This window comes from Pyrobaculum neutrophilum V24Sta, from assembly GCF_000019805.1.
Taxonomy (GTDB): Archaea; Thermoproteota; Thermoprotei; order Thermoproteales; family Thermoproteaceae; genus Pyrobaculum; species Pyrobaculum neutrophilum.
In genome coordinates, this window is record NC_010525.1 from 1,076,768 (window position 1) to 1,094,369 (window position 17,602).

General features: G+C 62.1%; 22 protein-coding genes. 14 read left to right on the forward strand and 8 right to left on the reverse strand.

Annotated elements, in window-relative coordinates:
• Positions 1–446: 446 nt before the first annotated feature.
• Genes TNEU_RS05975 through TNEU_RS05990 form a run of 4 tightly spaced genes read right to left on the reverse strand, consistent with a single transcriptional unit; the run spans position 447 to position 4,457 of the window.
• Entirely contained in the window at positions 447–1,580 is a 1,134-nt protein-coding gene (locus tag TNEU_RS05975; RefSeq protein ID WP_012350537.1) for a DUF790 family protein, read from the reverse strand.
• Positions 1,577–2,932 carry a DEAD/DEAH box helicase gene (locus tag TNEU_RS05980; protein ID WP_012350538.1) on the reverse strand — a complete coding sequence of 452 codons (1,356 nt, stop codon included), beginning with the start codon at positions 2,930–2,932 and terminating at the stop codon, positions 1,577–1,579. The genes TNEU_RS05975 and TNEU_RS05980 overlap by 4 nt, the downstream gene beginning before the upstream one ends.
• Positions 2,923–3,792 carry an ornithine cyclodeaminase family protein gene (locus tag TNEU_RS05985; protein ID WP_012350539.1) on the reverse strand — a complete coding sequence of 290 codons (870 nt, stop codon included), beginning with the start codon at positions 3,790–3,792 and terminating at the stop codon, positions 2,923–2,925. The genes TNEU_RS05980 and TNEU_RS05985 overlap by 10 nt, the downstream gene beginning before the upstream one ends.
• Before the next feature lie 23 nt (positions 3,793–3,815).
• Positions 3,816–4,457, reverse strand: coding sequence for a CorA family divalent cation transporter (locus TNEU_RS05990; RefSeq protein ID WP_012350540.1), 642 nt, complete (start codon positions 4,455–4,457; stop codon positions 3,816–3,818).
• Between the two features lie 15 nt (positions 4,458–4,472).
• Between TNEU_RS05990 and TNEU_RS05995 the strand changes: the two genes are divergently transcribed.
• Entirely contained in the window at positions 4,473–4,976 is a 504-nt protein-coding gene (locus TNEU_RS05995; protein WP_012350541.1) for a CPBP family intramembrane glutamic endopeptidase, read from the forward strand.
• Here the strand turns inward: TNEU_RS05995 and TNEU_RS06000 are convergent.
• Positions 4,956–6,392, reverse strand: coding sequence for a B12-binding domain-containing radical SAM protein (locus tag TNEU_RS06000; RefSeq protein WP_012350542.1), 1,437 nt, complete (start codon positions 6,390–6,392; stop codon positions 4,956–4,958). The two genes, TNEU_RS05995 and TNEU_RS06000, sit on opposite strands and share 21 nt — an antisense overlap.
• A gap of 30 nt (positions 6,393–6,422) precedes the next feature.
• On the opposite strand from TNEU_RS06000, the gene TNEU_RS06005 reads away from it, so the two are divergent.
• The 6 genes from TNEU_RS06005 (at position 6,423) to TNEU_RS06030 (ending at position 9,135) form a co-directional block, all read left to right on the forward strand.
• Entirely contained in the window at positions 6,423–6,842 is a 420-nt protein-coding gene (locus tag TNEU_RS06005) for a phosphate-starvation-inducible PsiE family protein (protein WP_012350543.1), read from the forward strand.
• 85 nt (positions 6,843–6,927) lie between these two features.
• A complete protein-coding gene (locus TNEU_RS06010) occupies positions 6,928–7,293 on the forward strand; it encodes a 30S ribosomal protein S24e (RefSeq protein ID WP_148682385.1) in 366 nt (121 codons plus the stop codon).
• Positions 7,294–7,295: 2 nt separating this feature from the next.
• Positions 7,296–7,487: a 30S ribosomal protein S27ae gene (locus TNEU_RS06015; RefSeq protein WP_012350545.1), complete on the forward strand. Its 192-nt coding sequence runs from the start codon at positions 7,296–7,298 to the stop codon at positions 7,485–7,487.
• Positions 7,487–8,497, forward strand: a complete 1,011-nt coding sequence (gene kae1, locus TNEU_RS06020; RefSeq protein WP_012350546.1) for a KEOPS complex N(6)-L-threonylcarbamoyladenine synthase Kae1 — start codon at positions 7,487–7,489, stop codon at positions 8,495–8,497. Before TNEU_RS06015 ends, kae1 begins: the two co-directional genes overlap by 1 nt.
• Positions 8,498–8,516: 19 nt before the next feature.
• A complete protein-coding gene (locus TNEU_RS06025) occupies positions 8,517–8,840 on the forward strand; it encodes a hypothetical protein (RefSeq protein ID WP_012350547.1) in 324 nt (107 codons plus the stop codon).
• Positions 8,815–9,135 carry a hypothetical protein gene (locus tag TNEU_RS06030; protein WP_012350548.1) on the forward strand — a complete coding sequence of 107 codons (321 nt, stop codon included), beginning with the start codon at positions 8,815–8,817 and terminating at the stop codon, positions 9,133–9,135. The genes TNEU_RS06025 and TNEU_RS06030 overlap by 26 nt, the downstream gene beginning before the upstream one ends.
• On the opposite strand, the gene TNEU_RS06035 is transcribed toward TNEU_RS06030, so the two are convergent.
• Positions 9,093–10,331, reverse strand: coding sequence for a TIGR04013 family B12-binding domain/radical SAM domain-containing protein (locus TNEU_RS06035; RefSeq protein WP_012350549.1), 1,239 nt, complete (start codon positions 10,329–10,331; stop codon positions 9,093–9,095). The two genes, TNEU_RS06030 and TNEU_RS06035, sit on opposite strands and share 43 nt — an antisense overlap.
• A 31-nt stretch (positions 10,332–10,362) precedes the next feature.
• On the opposite strand from TNEU_RS06035, the gene TNEU_RS06040 reads away from it, so the two are divergent.
• The 7 genes from TNEU_RS06040 to TNEU_RS06065 all read left to right on the forward strand — a co-directional run bounded on the left by TNEU_RS06040 (position 10,363) and on the right by TNEU_RS06065 (position 17,034).
• Positions 10,363–11,055 carry a hypothetical protein gene (locus TNEU_RS06040; RefSeq protein ID WP_012350550.1) on the forward strand — a complete coding sequence of 231 codons (693 nt, stop codon included), beginning with the start codon at positions 10,363–10,365 and terminating at the stop codon, positions 11,053–11,055.
• 120 nt (positions 11,056–11,175) lie between these two features.
• On the forward strand, positions 11,176–13,608 hold the full coding sequence (ppsA, locus tag TNEU_RS06045) for a phosphoenolpyruvate synthase (protein ID WP_012350551.1): 2,433 nt from the start codon (positions 11,176–11,178) through the stop codon (positions 13,606–13,608).
• 152 nt (positions 13,609–13,760) lie between these two features.
• Positions 13,761–14,345, forward strand: coding sequence for a mechanosensitive ion channel domain-containing protein (locus TNEU_RS06050; protein ID WP_245521944.1), 585 nt, complete (start codon positions 13,761–13,763; stop codon positions 14,343–14,345).
• 152 nt (positions 14,346–14,497) lie between these two features.
• Positions 14,498–15,106, forward strand: a complete 609-nt coding sequence (locus TNEU_RS06055) for a 30S ribosomal protein S5 (RefSeq protein ID WP_012350552.1) — start codon at positions 14,498–14,500, stop codon at positions 15,104–15,106.
• Positions 15,103–15,630 (forward strand): 50S ribosomal protein L30, encoded by a 528-nt coding sequence (locus TNEU_RS06060; protein WP_012350553.1) that lies wholly within the window; start codon positions 15,103–15,105, stop codon positions 15,628–15,630. Before TNEU_RS06055 ends, TNEU_RS06060 begins: the two co-directional genes overlap by 4 nt.
• Positions 15,631–15,719: 89 nt before the next feature.
• A complete protein-coding gene (locus tag TNEU_RS10265; protein ID WP_187146762.1) occupies positions 15,720–15,878 on the forward strand; it encodes a hypothetical protein in 159 nt (52 codons plus the stop codon).
• Positions 15,879–15,897: 19 nt separating this feature from the next.
• On the forward strand, positions 15,898–17,034 hold the full coding sequence (locus TNEU_RS06065; RefSeq protein WP_012350555.1) for an Nre family DNA repair protein: 1,137 nt from the start codon (positions 15,898–15,900) through the stop codon (positions 17,032–17,034).
• Here TNEU_RS06065 and TNEU_RS06070 read toward each other — a convergent pair.
• Entirely contained in the window at positions 17,031–17,330 is a 300-nt protein-coding gene (locus TNEU_RS06070) for a hypothetical protein (RefSeq protein ID WP_012350556.1), read from the reverse strand. The two genes, TNEU_RS06065 and TNEU_RS06070, sit on opposite strands and share 4 nt — an antisense overlap.
• Positions 17,324–17,593 (reverse strand): hypothetical protein, encoded by a 270-nt coding sequence (locus TNEU_RS06075; protein WP_012350557.1) that lies wholly within the window; start codon positions 17,591–17,593, stop codon positions 17,324–17,326. The genes TNEU_RS06070 and TNEU_RS06075 overlap by 7 nt, the downstream gene beginning before the upstream one ends.
• Positions 17,594–17,602: the final 9 nt, after the last annotated feature.

Below are 17,602 nucleotides of genomic sequence, written 5' to 3' on the forward strand. Positions count from 1 at the left end.
ACGTACAGAGTGCGTTGGGAGACAGGCGGCCAGCTTGCCCTACATCTCTTGGACAGGGCTGTCGACATTTCGCTTAAGTCGGGGGCATCGTGAATTGACCTAAAGGCGTTTACGCCCAGTGTATACAAGGCACTTACCGACGGGGAGGTGGACGTGGCGTTTCAAGGCGGCGGCTCGGCGTTTTAGAGAGCGGCGCGAGGCCCCCCTTGTGGTGGCCTCCATCCTCCTGGTCCCTGGCTACGTCGACGAGATCGAGGTGGATCTGCTTACTAAGTTCACCGCCCGGGTGGAGCCGGAGGTGCCCACGAGGCTTCTGGCCTTTCGCCCCGACTATCTTCTTGACGATCCACCGCCCACCTCTAGAAGACACGCGGAGGCGGCCCTGAAGACAGCAGGAGAGAGCGGCCTCGCGGATGTGTCTCTGGGGGACGAGTGGCTTTTAACTACTACTGACGTCTGCAGTGGGGCTTTATGTACCTGTACACGTCCTCAAGCCGCGGCCTCCCCTTGTACAGCACGACGTTGGGGAGGAGCTGCTTCCAGGTGGACATGGCGAGCTCCTCGTCTACTAGGACGAGAAGGGGCTTGCCGACTTTCACAACCTTTTCATACTTCCTCCTCAGGTAGTCGGGCGTCCAGAACCCCACAACCTCTATGTACAAATCGCCGATTTTGAAATCCGGAATGTAGACCCTGCCCTCCACCACCAGCACCTCGGGCTCCCTCTCCACTGGGCACACCCTGGACACTTGGCGGTAGAACTCCTGCTCCACGTAGCTGTCGAACTCGTCGGCGGTCGGCGGCTTGCTGGCTAGAGGCGGCGCGGTCTGGGAGCTCTCTCTGAAGTGGTAGATGCGGTCGCCCAGCTTCACCTCGGCCTCCAGGCTCCAGCTAGACGCCGCCGCGATGTATGGCACGAGCTTGGCGAGCCTTGTGCCGTAGCGCTCTGTCTGCCTTAGGGCGGAGGCCGGCCCGTCGAAGTGGAGCGCCAGCTGGCCCCCGGCCTCCTCCGCCGTGTACATAAGCCTCAGCCCCTTCACGGCCCTCACGAGGGTTTTCACGAGCGGGGGGTCGTTGGGCAACTTCGCCCTGACCCACAGCGATTTGAAGAGGAGGGTCTGGATGAGGGAGAGGTTGTAGAGGCGGAGGAGGTCCCCGGGGGTTAGGTCGGGCGGCTGGAGGATGGCCCTGTTTTCCTCGTAGGCCTTGGAGAAGAGCCGCTTCACCTCGGCCACGTCCATCCTCAGCTTGGCGGCCGCCGCCTGGAACACCCTCTCCCGGTCCTCGGGCGCTAGGGCGTAGCCCGCGGCGGCGGAGGCCTTGAACACCTCCAGCCTCACCTTGGCCACTAAGCGGGTGTCCACCTCCTCCACCTTGGCGAGCTGCTCCACTATGTGGGCTAGGCCCCCCGCCAGCTTCCGGTCCCAGCCCAGCGCCTCAACCGCCTTCCTGAACTCGCCCAGGGTGGCCGACCTTCTTACGGCCTCTAGCACCGCCGCGGCTGGGGACTCGTCGCTTAGGTAGAGGGGCTTCACCTCGCCTCTCCTCCTGACGGCTCTTAGGTAGTCCAGGGGGATCACGCCAGGCCCCTCTTCCTCCTCCTGGCCGCCCCGACCTCCCTGGTGCTGGCGGTCACCACCTCGTATATCTTGGCCTTGTGCGGCTTTAGCCTGAGGGCGCGGCCCATCCTCTGTATGAACTGTCTTGTACTGGAGGTTCCGCCTAGGATTACGACCACGTCTACGTCGGGGACGTCCACCCCCTCGTCTAGCACCTTCCCCGTCACTATTGCCTTGAATTCCCCCCGCCTGAAGGCTGACATGACCAGCTCTCTCTCGTAGGGCGTGGTGTCGTGCGCCACAAGGGGGATGAGGTAGCGCTCCGACACGGCTCTGGCAAGGGAGGTGTATTCGGTAAATATGATCACCTTGGAGTCTCTATGTTTCGCCAGTATGTCCCCCACGGCGTCGACCTTTGCCTCTGTCTCGAAGATGAGCCGCCTCATGCCGTGCCAAGCGGCGAGGGCCCTCCTCGCCTCGGGGTCGCGGCCGGCGAGAACGACGAGTTTTTGGAAGTCAGACGGCGATCTGAACCTCAGACCCCTCTTCCTGAGGTAGGCGAGGTACCGCCTCTCCAGCTCCTTATACAGCGCCCTCTCCTCCTCCCTCAGCTGCACCTTTACAACCTCCACCTCGTAGTCCGCCGTCCACAAGCCCCTCACCTCGGCGGCTGATAGCCTATACACCACGGGGCCCACCAACCAGTCCAAATCTACGTGTAGCCCGTCTGCCCGCTCCGGCGTCGCCGTAAGCCCCATGCGGTAGGGGGCTGGGCTCAGCTCCGCGATCTGCCGGTAGGACTGGGAGGGTAGGTGGTGCACCTCGTCGAACACGAGAAGCCTAAACCTGTTTCCTATGGTCTCAACCGCCGCGTAGGCCGAGTCGTAGGTTATGACGGTGACGCAGCTCTCCCTCTTCTCCTCGCCGTACCACACCCCCACTCTCCCCGGGAAGTAGTGGGATAGGCGGGTCCTCCACTGTTGAACCAGCTCCACCGTGGGCACCACCACCAGCGCGGGCTCCCCAAGCTCTGCTATTGCCGCAATCGCCACGTGTGTTTTGCCGGCGCCCGTGGGCATGACCACAACGCCCCGTTTTGTCCTCATCCAAGCCGCGAGGGCCTCCCTCTGGTAGCTCCTGAGCTTGACCTCGGCGGCTGGCCTAACCTCTCTGCACTGGGGGGCCCAGACCCTGTCCTCCACCTCCGCCCCCGCCGCCTTTGCGGCGGCTAGAATCCTCTGGTAGTATATGGCGAGAGCTCTGTATCTGCCCACCCTGGGGTCCAGTTTTACGAAAGATAGCCTTCTGAGCTCCTCGGGGAGCTGGCCCTCCAGGAGTATAGTCCCCCTGTCCCAGAGGAGCGTCAGTCCCACCGCACCTCCACCCCCGCCCCCGCCCTCTTGGCCTTCTCCAGCAAGTAGTTGGCCATGGCGGCGTCGAAGAGCGGGTTGCCCACCGATTTGTAGACCTTTATCTCGCCGAATCTGCACTCCCTCCCCCTTAGGAAATCCCCTATATACACCCAGCTACCGCCCACGTCGTCGGTCTCCTCAGCCGCGTGCGGATTGTCCACAAGCATGCAGCCGGCCCTCCTCTTGACCTCGTCGTCTAGCTCCCTCACGGGCCGGGGCGCCCCTATGGAGATAACCGCCGCCCCCTCCCTGAGCTCCCTCCCGGCCACAACCGGCGTTTTGGATGTGGTGGCCGCTATCACCAGGTCGCTCCTCAGCGCGGCCGGCAAGCTCGCCGCCTCTCCTCCCCACTTCGCCGCCACCTCCCTGGCCCTTTCCTCCGACACGTCGTATATCTTGAACCGCGCGTGGGGGTACAGGGCCTTGAACACCCTAATGTGGTACTCCCCCTGGACGCCGGCTCCCACGACCCCCACCTCCGCGGGCCTGGCGCCTAGGGCCTGGGCCGCCACGGCGCTTGCCGCCGCCGTGCGCCAAGCCGTCAGCTGGGTCCCGTTTATCAACGCCTGGGGCGTGCCGGTCTCCGGGTCGAAGACCATGACCACGGCCTTGACGGTGGGCCTCGCCTTGGGGTATATCCCCACGAGCTTCACCGTGATTCCCTGGCCCGCGATGTGCCCCACCATGGGGGCGAACCAAGTCTCGCCTACTGTCAAGGCCTGCCTCGGCAGAAACTTGGCCTCTGCGAAGTAGGCCCTTCTTATGGCCTCCACAGCCTCGGCGGGGTCGACGAGGAAGTCGATATTTGGCAGAACTAGCACGTCTGCCTCAGGGCACCACCTTTTTAAATTTTATTCAGTAGGTAGGCGAAGGCCAGGGTGGATGCGGCCAATATGGCGAAGACCGCCGGGGGGCTGTCCGCCAGGGGGAGCCACTTGAGGTTCATGCCGTATATGCTGGTTATGAGGAGCGCCGGAAGCGCCACAGTGCCCAGCCATGTGAGCTTCTTCATCGACGCGTTCAGCGACACCTGTACCATCGTGGCGTAGAGGAGACGCAGATCTCTCGCGTATCTCCTCAAGACGAGCGCCTTCCGGTAGAGCGCCCTCGAGTAGTTCTGCGCCCTGTGGCCCACCAGCCCCCTCCTGCCCAGCTCTCTGCCGAAGTTGTACAGCTGCGACGCGACGTAGTAGAGGTGGTGCGCTAGGTAAGACGCCGTGTATATCTCGCCCGGCCGCACCGCCTCCTCCATCTCAAGCCTGTACTCCAGCTGGTCGAGGAAGCTCTCCGTCTGGTGGAGAGCCGCAGAGAGGCTCTCGAGCGCCCTCTGGAAGGCCTCCTGGACAGTTGCGTAGGGCCCCTTCGCCACCCTCCCCTCCCGATCCACGACGAGCTCTATCTGCTCCTCCTTGACCTCCCCCTCCTCCACCTTCACAAGGGGGAGCTGGACGACCGTGGCCCCGCCCTCTTCAAATATATAGACCATGTCTCCCCAACCTACGTGGCATATAAGGCTGACCTCGGCGTTGCCGGCGCGGCGGCGCTCGCCGCCATGTTGACGGCGCTGGCGCTGGTGCCGAGGCCATATGGGGAGCTGGCCGTGTTGGCGGCGGCCCCCCTCCTGCGGAGGCGTGTGGCGTGGGTTAGGTTTTCGCCCACCCACATCGCGGCCTCCCTCGCCGTCTACGCCGCCGCCTTCGCCCTGGATTATGTCACCGTGGGTCCTCCGGCGTATGTCCCGACGTGGTGGGACGCCGCTGTTTTGACCCCCTTCGCAGAGGAGCTGGTCTTCAGGGCAGCGGCCTTCGCCCTCCTCCCCCCGCCCGCTTCCTGGATATTCGCAGTGGCGGTCTTCGGGGCGTTGCACCCCGCCAACCCCCTCCTGGCGTCTCTCTACGGCCTCGCCTTGGCGTTGATGTACCGCGGCGGGGGCTACGCGGCCTCGGCGGGTCTACACGCCGTCAACAACCTGGTCTGGCTTACGCTAGCCGCAGGCCGCCTCTAGGTAGCGGAGGTACCGCCTCTTCAGCTCGCCGTGTGGGTGGTGGCCCTCTACATGGCCCCAGGGGAGCGGGTCGTCCCTCGGGGCGAAGACGTAGCCGAAGGCGCCCTCCCTTAGGAGCCGCTTTAGGTAGCCCACGGGGGAGGGGGCCCCCGCGGCCTCCTCTATATGCCCAGCGACCTCCCTCCCGCCTAGGGCGAGCGCCGCCTGTACCGCGCCTAGCTCCGGCTCGTAGTAGGTGAACTCGTCGTGGGGGGCCCTCCTGAGGAGGGCTATCTTCTCCCTGAGCCTCCTGGGCTTCTCCATGGCGCTGTATTGAAGCGGGGTCTGGGGCTTGGGGATGAAGGGGTTGACGCTTAGCGCTAGGCGGGCGCCCCTCCTCTTCGCCTCGGCCGCAAGCTCCGCGACCTCCTCTAGGTCGTCGTCTCTTTCGCAGGGGAGTCCCACCATCAGATACATCTTGATCTTTAGGCCTAGAGACGCCGCCTGCTCCGCCACCCTCAACACGTCTCTGTCAGAGATGTCTTTGCCCAGGGCCTTCCTAAGCCTTTCGCTGGATTCCGGGGCTATGGTTAAGGTCCTCTGCCCAAGGGCCGCGATCAGCTCCAGCGTTTCGCCGTCGAGGAGCTCCGCCCTAAGCGAGGGCAGAGATAGGGGCACGCCTCTGCCCAGGGCCTCCCTCAGGAGATCTTTGAAGTGGGGGTGGGCGTTTGCGGTGAGGGCGACTAGGGAGGGCCTTATGCCGTATTTCCCGTAGAGCTCCTCCGCATCCCGGAGCGCCGCCTGCCAGTCCCTCGGCCTATACGGCTTAGTTATGTAGCTCTCCATGCAGAAGAGGCAACTGTAGGGGCAGCCCCTCGCCAGCTCCACCGAGAGGCTGAAGGCCGCCTCGGGCTCGGGTATACGCCTGTAGTCGTAGGCCGCGTCTGCGGCGTGGGCGATCTTAACCCTGTGGGGGCCGCGCGCCGGGTAGTAAAGCCCCTCGGCCTCCTCCCCCGTGGCTATGTATCGCACGAGGGCTCCCCAAAGGGGCTCCAGCTCCCCCACGGCAACGGCGTCGGCGAATTCGGCCAGCGGCTCCGGGTTGGCGGAGACGGGGGGCCCGCCGACCACCAGCCGCGGCTTTTCCCTCCCGGCCGACCTGGGCGAGAGGCCGGCCTCCCTCAGCATCTTCACCAGGTTGACGTAGTCAAGCTCGTAATGTACCGTGGCTACGACGTAGTCGAAGTGGGAGAGGGGGGTGCCGTCTTCTACGCCCCTGGGGCCTCGATCCGCCGTGAACCGCTCGACGTAGAACCCCTCGTCTTGAAGCTTGAAGTAGAGCATGTGGAAGACCGCGGAGGACATGGCCACCGCGTAGGTGGAGGGGTAGAGGAGGGCGACCTTGATAGCGTTTTTCCTATACGCGACGCGTCTCACAGCTTAAATACCGCAGATATATAAGAGGCTATGGACCTTGTGAGGGGGTTGCGCCAAGGCGAATACCTGGTCTACTTCATGATCCTGATCCTCACGGCTGTTCTACTCGCCGTTTCTCTATACCTATCTGTCTTGAGGATCTACGAGCTGTTCGCCCTCTCGTACAGCACAGATAAGCTGGCGCAGGCCATCTACATCGCGCTCTCCGACATATTCCTAGCCGTCGTATTTGTGGAGCTCATCGACACCTTCGTGACGTACATAGAGCGTAAGAAGATCGTGGTGTATAAGATCATCGACGTGGCCTTGGTAGCCCTGGCTAGAGAGCTCTTCGTCTACCTAGCTCCCGTCAACAAGGAGTTCCAGATCGAGAAGGCGGCCGCCATCGTCGCCGCCACCCTCGTAGTCGGCATAATAGACTTCCTCCAGAGAAAAACCTCTAGACGTTGACCTTCTCCGCGGGCGGCCGCCGCCTGCTGACGTCTGGTAGGCGGTGGGGGCGGTAAAGTTTATTAACACGGCCCTTTTCCATCCCGTGTCTGCGCCGGCATTCAACATAGTTTCAGTGCGTGAGAACAAGCTCCTCGGCAGGAGGGAGTTGGTGGTGGAGGCCCTCCACAGGGAAGCCTCTACACCCACGAGACAGAGCGTTAGGGAGTGGGTGGCGCAACAGCTTGGGGTCGACGTCGTCAACGTCTTAGTGAGGAAGATCAAGACCGAGTTTGGAGTTGGGAGGTCTATCGCAGAGGTGCACGTATACAGCGACTCCAAGCTGGCGCGTGCTGTGGAGCCGCTCTACGTACTTGCCAGAAACCTCGGAGAGGAGGGCAAGAAGCTCGTCGAGGAGGCCAAGAAGAGGAGGAGCGCCAGGAGGGAGAAGAGGAGGAAGAGGAAGAAGTAGCTATGTCTAAGAAGGCGCCTGCACAGAAGAAGCTCCCCCGCGCCGCGGCTTGGTACGAGATCGATATGCAGAAGGGCGTCTTTAGGTTTAAGAACAAGCTCTGCCCGAAGTGCGGCTCCGTCATGGCCTTCCACAGGGAGCCAGTGCCGAGGTGGCACTGCGGTAAGTGCGGCTTTACCCAGTTCCAGAGGTAGTGCTGGTCCTCGGCGTTGAGTCGACCGCCCACACCTTCAGCATAGGGGTCGTTAAAGACGGCGTGGTGCTCGGCCAACTGGGGAAGACCTACATCCCGCCGGGGGGCGGGGGGATACACCCCCGCGAGGCGGCTGAGCACCACGCCAGGGTGGCCCCCTCCATACTCCGCCAGCTCCTGGGCCAGCTGGGGGTGGGGCTGTCGGACATCGGCGCGGTGGCCTACGCCGCCGGCCCAGGTCTAGGCCCCGCCCTCAGGGTGGGGGCCGTACTGGCGAGGGCCTTGGCCATTAGGCTGGGCGTGCCGGTTGTGCCCGTGCACCACGGCGTGGCGCACATCGAGGTGGCCCGCTACGCCACCGGCGCGTGCGACCCGCTGGTGGTTCTGATCTCCGGCGGCCACACGGTGGTGGCGGGGTACTCCGATGGGCGCTATAGGGTTTTCGGCGAAACCCTCGACGTGGCTATCGGAAACGCCATTGACATGTTTGCGAGGGAGGTGGGGCTGGGCTTCCCGGGGGTGCCGGCGGTGGAGAAATGCGCCGAGTCCGCGGAGACGGTGGTGCCCTTCCCCATGCCGATAGTTGGGCAGGACCTCTCCTATGCGGGGCTCGCCACCCACGCGCTTCAGCTCGTGAAGAGGGGGGTCCCCCTCCCCGTGGTCTGCAGATCGCTTGTGGAAACCGCCTACTACATGCTTGCGGAGGTGGTGGAGAGGGCGCTGGCCTATACGAGGAAGAGGGAGGTGGTGGTGGCGGGGGGCGTCGCGAGGAGCAGGCGGCTGAAGGAGATCCTGCGGGCCGTGGGCGAGGAGCACGGCGCCGTTGTGAAGGTTGTCCCCGACGAATATGCGGGCGACAACGGGGCCATGATAGCCCTCACCGGCTACTACGCCTATAGACGCGGCGTATACACCACGCCGGAGGGCAGCTTCGTGAGGCAGAGGTGGAGGCTAGACAGCGTGGACGTGCCCTGGTTCCGCGACCTCTGCCCGGTCACAACGTATATATAGCTCTCCCCGGGGCGGGGCGATGAAGCTGGCTCTGGCGTTGATAGGCGCCGGCGCCGCCTTGGTGGCCTTCGCGCTGGCGAACGCCCTATACCTCTACTTCTCTGCTGTGCCTAAGACCGCCCTAAACGTCACCGCGCCCCTTATAGGCCAGGTCAAGATCTCGGGGGTGCCCGACCCCTACCACGTGGGGGTCGGCGTGTTGAGGGGGGTCCTTCTGCTGGCCATAGGCCTTATTGGGGGGAAGCTGATAGACACGGGCCTCGCCGAGCTTAGGGAGAGGAGGCGGGAGGAGGCCCTCAGGAGGTACTACGAGCAGTATGGATATCAGTACCAGCAGTATTGACGAGCTTGTCCTCGAGTACTTTAGACGTCTGGAGGAGAGGGGGCTGGGCCGGTGGGTCGACGAGGTCTTCCCAACGTCGTCTAGACTCGACCGCGTTAGGGAGCTCGCCGGCCGCTCCGCCGAGGACGCCGTGGAGGCGCTGGCGGGCGAGATAGCGGGCAAGATAGTTGCGGAGGTGGCGGCTGAGGTCGTGGGGGCGCCGGCCGAAACCGCCGTGTGGCTTCTGGCGCGGAGGATCGCCCTGTGGTATCTTCAGCTGGCGGTGGAGCTCGGCGTAGTGCGCGCGCGTAGGTAGACGTCGAGTTCTCTGTAGGTCTCCACTATCCTTCTGCTGAGCTCGATCTGCTCCCTCCAGTAGCCCTCCACCTTCCTCCTATGCCTCTTTATGAATTGTTCGTAGAGGGGGTGGGGCGGCGCGGGGCGGCGGCCCCACAGCGGGGTGCCGGGAAGCGGTATGTAGTAGTGCATGCGGATGTTGGCGCCCATGGCCACCAGCTTCTCCATCTCTCTCACGGTCTTCACGACGTCGTCTTCCTCCTCGCCCGGCAGACCCCCTATTACGTCGACCACCGGCTTGAACCCCATGGACACCGCCGTCTTGACGGCCTCCTCCACGGCGGCTACGTCGTGATCCCTCTTGGTCAGTTTGAGGAGCTTGTCTGAGGCGGTCTGGAGGCCGAAGGAGATGCGGCGGTTTGCCACGTAGGGCTTCACCGCCTTGAGGACGTCCCGGGTTACGGTCTCCGGCCGCGTCTCTGAGGGGAACGTGCCGAGGTGGGGGACCCCTCCCACCTCTCTGACGGCCTTAAGTAAGGCCGCCAGCGCGTCTGGGCTTGGGGTTCTGCCGTCTGGCGAGCCGTAGAGGAAGCCCACCGGCGCTATAAATCTGATGGCCCGGTGGCCGGCGGCTACGTAGGCCTTGGCCAGCTCCACGACGTTCTCCAGCGGCCTGAAGCGGACGCGGCCTTGGGCCCACGTCTGGCAGAAGGCGCATCTGTAGACGCAGGACCTCATTATTTCGATGGGTGGATAGACCTCCAGCGATCTGCTGTATGTCCTATGGACAAGCTCCACATATACCCTGCGGCCGGCCCTCGGCCTCCCATCCACGGCGGTTATCGTGTTTGGGGGCGGCTCCTCTCCCCCCTCGGCTTCTCTCTCGACGATGGCGGGGAGGGCGGCTTCCCCGTCGCCGACAACTACGTACTTCACCCCCAGCTTCAACAGCGTCAGCGGGTCGCCCACCGCGTGGGGTCCGCCCGCCACGACGGGATATCTAGAAGCCACCTCCGCGATCTCGCGCCACTGTTCTATAAACACCGGCGTGGAGAGGCTGTACAAAACCAGGACCCTCTCCCCTTTTTGAGACAGCGCCGCTGCGTCGGCTAGGGGGTCGCGCGTGGGCAACACCCGGTACCTATCCTCCACCGGAGCGACGGCGTACGCCATGCCGTTGTTCGGACCCTCGTACAGCCTCGCCAGGAGGATCACGATTTATTTATTCTCTGTTTTTTAAAAAGCCATGCCTCTGGCCTACGTCGGGGGTCCTCCCGTGGCTGTTTTCGCCGGCTCCTGGCTCTGTTCCAAATCTCCCATCGACGGAACGCCGATAGCCCTGGGGGAGCCCTTCGGCGACTGCGACCCCTCCGTGGCGCGGCTCATGTCCATCGCCACCTCCGTCAGGTTAGCTAAGCAGGCCGGCGCCAGGGTTTTTGTGAGCAGAGAGCTGGGGGAGGACGGCGTAGACGCCGCTTTCGCCGGCGGGGCCGACGGCGTGTTGGAGGAGCTGGACTACGAGGTGGGGAGGTACCGCGAGGGGGCTAAGTTCGTGCTTTTCGAGGGCCGCGACGTCGCGGAGGTGGTGAACGCCGTTCGGAGGACGGCCGAGGAGGCCCGTAGGCCCTTCGACGTGCTTGTGGCCGTCGACTTAGGGCAAGTGGGGGTGTTCGCCCCCTACGTCGACGGGGTGGTTCTTAGGGGCGGGTGGGTGGAGGTGGAAGTGGGGGCTACCGAGGTTCTCCCCGAGGTTGGAAGATGTGTACACTGCGGCGTTGACTACCTAATGTACAGCGGGGCGCTCCGCAGATGTCTATACTGCGGTAGAAGGCTGGCTAGGGTTGTGACCTCGGTGAGACCTCCTAGGTCTAGGGCCGTGTTCCGCTCTATATATCGAAAATATGCAAGTTTGCCAAAGATACGACTTAAAATTGTTTAAACTAGTCGGCGGAATCCGCCGGATGTATACCCCTCGGGCTCATAAATGTACTTATCTATAATAATAATAGTTTTCCCTATATAGCGAGTTATACTTATATAACCGGGTATACTCAGCCGTATGCGGTTTATTAAGTGGATTAGCGAGGTTGGGAAAAACGACATCGTGTTGGTGGGGGGCAAAGGCGCTAACCTCGGCGAGGTGGCGCGCATAGCCCAGGTACCCCCGGGCTTCGTAGTAACCTCGGAGGCTTTTCGCTACTTCCTAGAGGCCACGGGGCTTAGGGAAAGGATCAAGGGGGTGCTCTCCGAGTTTATCACTAAGGGCGAGCCTGAGGAGTACGAGAAGGCGAGCGCCGAGATCCGCAAGATGGTGGAGAGCTCCCCGCTCCCCGCCGACTTGGAGAAGGAGATAGCCGAGGCGTACGCGAGGCTGTGTGAAATCACCGGGGTGAAGAACGTCGCTGTCGCCGTGAGAAGCTCAGCCACGGCTGAGGACATCCCCGAGGCCTCCTTCGCGGGCCAGCAGGACACCTACCTCAACGTGCGGGGGGTTGAAAACGTGGTGACGTACGTCAAAAAGGTCTGGAGCTCCCTCTACACGGCGCGCGCCTTGTACTACCGCGAAAAGATGGGCATCCCCCACGAGAAGAGCCTCATGGCCGTCGTCGTGCAGAAGCTCGTCAACGCCAGATCCGCCGGCGTTATGTTCACCCTCGACCCCACCAACGGCGATAGGTCGAAGGTGGTGATCGAGGCGAGCTGGGGCCTAGGCGAGGGGGTAGTAAGAGGCATCGTAACCCCCGATGAGTACGTCGTCGATAAGGCCACGATGAAGATCGTCGAGAAGAGGATATCGACTAAGAAGGTAGCCGTCGTGAGAGACGACGGCGGTCTCACCAAGGAGGTGGAGCTTCCTCTAGACAAGGCCCAGGCACCGGCTCTCGAAGACAGCGAGGTGGTTGAGCTGGCGAAGATGGCCGTCAAGCTGGAGCAACACTACGGCCACCCCGTGGATATCGAGTTCGCCGTAGATGCAGACATGGCGTTTCCACAAAACCTCTTCATACTGCAGGCTAGGCCTGAGACCGTGTGGTCGAGGAAACAAGCCGAGGTTAAGAAGGAGGAGGGGGCGCCGGCCGGCGCTGTGGTTGTGAGGGGTATCGCCGCCAGCCCGGGCGTTGCCGTGGGAGCCGCCAAGGTGTGTCTCACCCTTGACGACGCTAAGAAGAAGCTGAAGAAGGGCGACATCTTGGTCACGAAGATGACGGACCCCGACTGGGTGCCTTACATGCGTCTGGCGGCCGCCATCGTGACGGACGAGGGCGGTCGGACGTCGCACGCCGCTATCGTGAGCAGAGAGCTGGGCATACCGGCGGTGGTGGGCACTGGAAACGCCACCTCGGTGTTGAAAGACGGCGAGATCTACACGGTAGACGGGAGCAGAGGCGTGGTGCTCGCGGGGGCGGCGGCTGAGAAGGCTGAGGAGAGGAAGCCTGCAGAGGGGGCGGCGGTGGCGCCTAAGGAGATAATCCTCCACATATACCGCTCCATCCCCACCGGGACCAAGGTCTATATGAACCTAGGCGAGCCGGACAAGATAGACGAGTACAAGGACTTGCCCTTCGACGGAATTGGCCTCATGAGGATTGAGTTCGTCATCTCCAGCTGGGTGGGGCAACACCCGCTGTACCTCCTCTCCATCGGGAAGGAGGACAAGTTCGTCTCGAAGATGGCGGAGGGCATCGCTAAGGTGGCCTCGGCCATATATCCAAGGCCCGTCGTGGTGAGGTTCAGCGACTTCAAGTCTAACGAGTACAGGGGGTTGGAGGGGGGCGAGAAGTTCGAGCCCGAGGAGCGCAACCCGATGTTGGGCTGGCGCGGCGTATCGCGCTACATCTCGCCGCAGTATGAGAAGGCGTTTAGGCTGGAGCTGAAGGCCATAAAGAAGGCGAGGGAGGAGATGGGCCTCACCAACGTCTGGGTTATGGCGCCCTTTGTGAGAACGGTGTGGGAGGCTGAGAGGTTCGCCAAGCTCCTCGAGGAGGAGGGCCTCGTCGGCGACCGCGACTTCAAGGTGTGGGCTATGGCGGAGGTGCCGTCTATCGCCTTCATGGTAGAGGAGTTCTCCCAGTACTTCGACGGCTTCTCCATAGGGTCTAACGATCTAACTCAGCTCGTGCTCGGCGTAGATAGAGACAACGACATCTTGGTGCGCATCAACCCGAAGTACTTCGACGAGCGGGAGGCGCCAGTGCTGAGGGCTATATACGAGCTCATCAGGAGGGCCCACAAGATGGGCCGCACAGTCTCGATATGCGGCCAGGGCCCCTCCGTCTATCCGCAGCTCGTGGAGTTCCTGGTGAGAGCTGGCATAGACAGCATCTCTGTAAACCCCGACGCCGTGTTGCAGACCAGGGTACAGGTGGCGTCTGTGGAGCTCAAGGTCTTGAGGGAGAGGCTTGACGCTATATACAGCGCTTTATACAAACACGACGAGCAGGCCGAGTTCTACGAGATTTTGAAGAAGGTATTTGGGAAGGTTAACTACTAAAATTTTATTTTACCGGCTCTTTACCCCCTATGGATCTCGCTCTTGTGAGCCTTATTTCGGCCTCCTTAGCGGCTGCGACCTCCTTTCTGGTGCTTCTCTTCTTTGTAAAGAGGATCTTTTCCAGGCTACTCTCTAGGGAGTAGCTATACCTCGTGGAGGTTTTGGCGTCTCTGTTCTCCTTTTCGCTTTTTCTAGCTATTGTGTCCCCGGTGGCGCAACTCCACTTCCTATTCTATCTCGTCTTTGCTGTTTTCGTGATCGCCATGGGGGTGTTGGCTCTCGGCACGAGGAGGATACTGGAGCAGTTTCTGACTGGGCTGTTTGTGGCTAGAGTTGTGGATCTACACGTGGGCGACTACATAGAGCTTGGCGACATGAGGGGCTACGTGACGGCGCTTGAGGACGCGTATATAGTGCTGAAGGACCCGCGCCGGGAGTACATCTACATCCCGTACACTGTGCTTCTCCAGAGCCCCTTTAGGCGGGTGAGGTCGCCCGAGGGCCACGAGGTGAGAATTAGGCTTTTCATCCCGCACGGCCGCGACCTTAGGAGGATACGCGAGGTGGTTTCAGAGACGGCGCGGGATTTCGGCCTCGACAAGCTTAGCGTCGACGTCGAGAGGATCGGGATAAGGGGGGTGTTGCTGGCTGTGCGGGGGCTGTTGAGGGACCCGCGTCAGGAGGACGAGCTGAGGTACGCCATTTTGGATAGGGTTTACGCCGAACTACAACGCTAGGGCGGCCGCGCCCCGGTGGGCGCCCCCGGCGTCTCTACGAGTTCGGGTATGTATGCGGGGAGCCTGGGCGGCCGCTGTCGGCGCCTCCGCCGGCGTCGATGTCGTATAGGGAGGCCGGATAAATATAAAAAGGGGTGGTGTCTGGCTGGTTCGTGAGCGTCGTCGATTTAAGTATTTGGGAGCCAAGGACAGAGCTTGGGCGTCTGGTGAAGGAGGGGAAGATAAGGACTATAGACGAGGTCTTTGCCAATAACTACATCATCAAGGAGCCTGAGATAGTGGACGTGTTGGTGCCTGGGCTGAAGCAGGAGCTCTTGAATGTGAACTTGGTGCAACGCCAGACGCATGCCGGTGAGCGCAACCAGTTCCAAGCCGTGGTGGTTGTTGGAAACGAAGATGGCTATGTTGGTGTTGGGATCGGCAAGGCTAGGCAGGTGAGGCAGGCTATCGAGAAGGCCACTAGGGAGGCGAAGCTCAACTTGACCCCGGTTAGACGCGGCTGCGGCTCCTGGAAGTGTTCCTGTGACGAGCCCCACAGCGTGCCTATCGTGGTGAGGGGGAAGTCGGGGAGCGTAGAGGTGACGTTGATCCCAGCGCCGAAGGGCGTGGGTCTTGTGGCTGGAGATGTGGCGAAGGCTGTCTTGAGGCTTGCTGGCGTTAGGGACGTCTGGACAAAGACGCGTGGGGATACTAGGTCGACTCTTAACTTCGCCATGGCGGTCTACAACGCTCTGAGAAACACCTACTACTTCAGGGTATGATAGCCAAGGTCGTATACCCGAGATACGCCGTAATACGGCTGAGGGGTATACCCACCACGCCCCGGGACATCGCCGCAACCCTCGACCTCCTCCGCCTTAGGAGGAAGTTCACAATGACCGTCGTGGTGGGGTCCCCCGACGTGTTGGGCATGATAGAGAAGGCCAACGACTGGATCACCTGGGGCGAGATAGACGCCAACACCCTGGCCGAGGTGTTGAAGAGGAGGGGGCGGCTCGTGGGCGATAGGCCTCTTACGCTGGAGCATCTGCAGAGGTGGGGGTGGAGATCCTTCGAGGAGGTGGCTCTGGCCTTTGTAGCCGGCGAGATTGACCGCCTCTCCTGCGGCAGGAAAGTCCCCGCGAGGGAGGGCCAGAGGGCCCCGTGTATACCATACCTAAAGCCCTTCTTTAGACTGCACCCGCCGCGGGGAGGCTTAAACAGCCTAAAGCTACACTTCTCCGTGGGCGGAGATCTGGGATACAGAGGACCTTTGATAAACGACCTAATCAGGAGGATGCTCTAGGCGCAAGCGCCTGCGCGCAAAACCCTGCCCGGCACCTGCCCATCCTCGCCGCTACGGAGGGTTTTTTAAAGTGGATGTGTGTGGTGTTCGTGGTGGCGGTGATCCACGTGTTGGGGGTCCACGCGTATTCGTTTGTGAGGTACGGGGTAGACCCCCACGACGACGTTGAGACTGCCGTGAAGAAGCTGGAGGCCAAGGCGCCCCACCTGGCCCAGTTTCTGAGGGAGGCTAGCTACTACCTACATTAACCTCTGTTTGTATTTTTCCGTGTCTATCTGTGTGAAGTGTGGCGGGCGTAAGCTCTTATGCGGCCTTCGGCGCTGTCCTATCGAGGATAGGGTGGCTGCGTTTAAGATAGCCTTGCGTAGAAGCTGGGGGCTTGAGGTGTTTGGCTCCACGCCTCCTGCGGCTGTGGTGGGGGAGGCGGGGTGGCCAGCTGTATCGGTGTATTTTGGGGAGCCGCCCGATGTGTTTGGAGAAGAGGCTAGGTTCTACGACGACCCGACATCGATGTGGGGGCTTCCGCTTGAGGAGATAGCGCGTCGGAGGAGCTATATGGCCTTCGGCGTGAAGAGGGCCAAGTCGCCTTGGGAGCTGGGGGAGTTGCCCTACGTGTATATCTCCGCTAAGCCCGTCGACGTGGAGATGAGGTTCGCCAAGGCCCCGCTACCGCAGATACGGTTTGACCTGTTTGAGAAGCCTATGGGGCCGAGGGCCCCCCTTGAGCGGGCTAGGGTTGTTGAGAACCCATCGGTGCCTCCTCCCCTCGACAGGCTTATCTGGGACGACGTATCTGCTTCTGAGGCGGCGGTGGAGCTCTACGCGAGGGGTGTCGACATCTATACAATCCAGAGGGCCTTCTCCCTCGGCCTACTGGGCGCTAGGCACAGGAGGCGGCTTGTGCCGTCGAGGTGGGGGATTACGGCGGTGGACGTGGCCGTTGGCAACTGGCTCGCCGGCAGGGTAAGGACGTTGCCGGAGGTTGGGGGGATCTTATACGGCTACGGCGAATACCTCGACAACCGCTATCTTGTGGCCGTGGTGCCGGGTCCGCTGAGGTTTGTCTACCTTGAGCGTTGGCAGTCGGGGGGCGAGGTGGCCGAGATCTTGGTAAAGGAGGACGTGAGGGGGGCGCGCTCTGCCATGGACGGGGGGTTCGAGGCGGCTAGAGTTGCCCTTTTGGAGAAGCTGGCTTCCATGGGCCGGAGGGGCTCCGTCGCGGTGGTGAGGTGGATAGGGGAGGGCTACTACGTCTCCGTGGGGAACTGGCAGATTAGGGAGACGGTTAGGAGGATCCAGCTGAGGCCTATGGACGAGGAGTATAGGCGGTATGTGGAAAGAGTTGGGAGAGACCCCCTCGACCTTTTGCCGAGGGGGAGAGCCCTAACCGACTTTCTGTCCTAGCCTATGTAGAGTCTTCCATCGGCCGTGGAGCCTATTTTCAGCAGGCCCTCGGTCTTGTTTATATAGAGGATGCGGCTTCGGGGAAGCGTCAGGCCGCAGGAGAGGAGGACCGCTTCGCCGTCGTAGGCGATATTGACTCGGCCGTAGACGTGGATCTCCGACCCTGGGTTTTCCAGCGCTATCTTGGCCGCCTGGCATACCGCCGGCGTGCTGGGGGCATGCTGGGCGATAAACGCGGCGAGGGCGGCTATCGCGAGCGCGTTTACCGCCGCGAGGTGGATGACGTCGTCTACCATGGGCTAAAGCGGCAGCTTAGGTTTAACGCCCTGTATGCAACGCCCGGAGGCGCCTCTATGGGCCCAGACGCAGAGCAACGGACCAAGCCGGTGACTCTATACACGGCTGTGGGATCGCCCATCTCGGCGTAGCGCAGTGCCTCGGGCCAGTATATGAAGAGGGGTGAAAGGTCGACTCTGTATATCTGGATGGGCTTTATAAACGCCAGCGTTGACACGGCAACGGCGAAGATCATGGGGATTAGGGCCAGCTCTAGACGCATGGCTGTGGT

Excerpts from the sequence above, each read along its gene's own strand:
- TNEU_RS05990 (WP_012350540.1), bottom strand. The coding sequence starts at position 4,457 with ATGGTCTATATATTTGAAGAGGGCGGGGCCACGGTCGTCCAGCTCCCC.
- TNEU_RS06005 (WP_012350543.1), top strand. The coding sequence starts at position 6,423 with ATGGACCTTGTGAGGGGGTTGCGCCAAGGCGAATACCTGGTCTACTTC.
- TNEU_RS06015 (WP_012350545.1), top strand. The coding sequence starts at position 7,296 with ATGTCTAAGAAGGCGCCTGCACAGAAGAAGCTCCCCCGCGCCGCGGCT.
- TNEU_RS06025 (WP_012350547.1), top strand. The coding sequence starts at position 8,517 with ATGAAGCTGGCTCTGGCGTTGATAGGCGCCGGCGCCGCCTTGGTGGCC.
- TNEU_RS06030 (WP_012350548.1), top strand. The coding sequence starts at position 8,815 with ATGGATATCAGTACCAGCAGTATTGACGAGCTTGTCCTCGAGTACTTT.
- TNEU_RS06040 (WP_012350550.1), top strand. The coding sequence starts at position 10,363 with ATGCCTCTGGCCTACGTCGGGGGTCCTCCCGTGGCTGTTTTCGCCGGC.
- ppsA (WP_012350551.1), top strand. The coding sequence starts at position 11,176 with ATGCGGTTTATTAAGTGGATTAGCGAGGTTGGGAAAAACGACATCGTG.
- TNEU_RS06060 (WP_012350553.1), top strand. The coding sequence starts at position 15,103 with ATGATAGCCAAGGTCGTATACCCGAGATACGCCGTAATACGGCTGAGG.
- TNEU_RS06070 (WP_012350556.1), bottom strand. The coding sequence starts at position 17,330 with ATGGTAGACGACGTCATCCACCTCGCGGCGGTAAACGCGCTCGCGATA.
- TNEU_RS06075 (WP_012350557.1), bottom strand. The coding sequence starts at position 17,593 with ATGCGTCTAGAGCTGGCCCTAATCCCCATGATCTTCGCCGTTGCCGTG.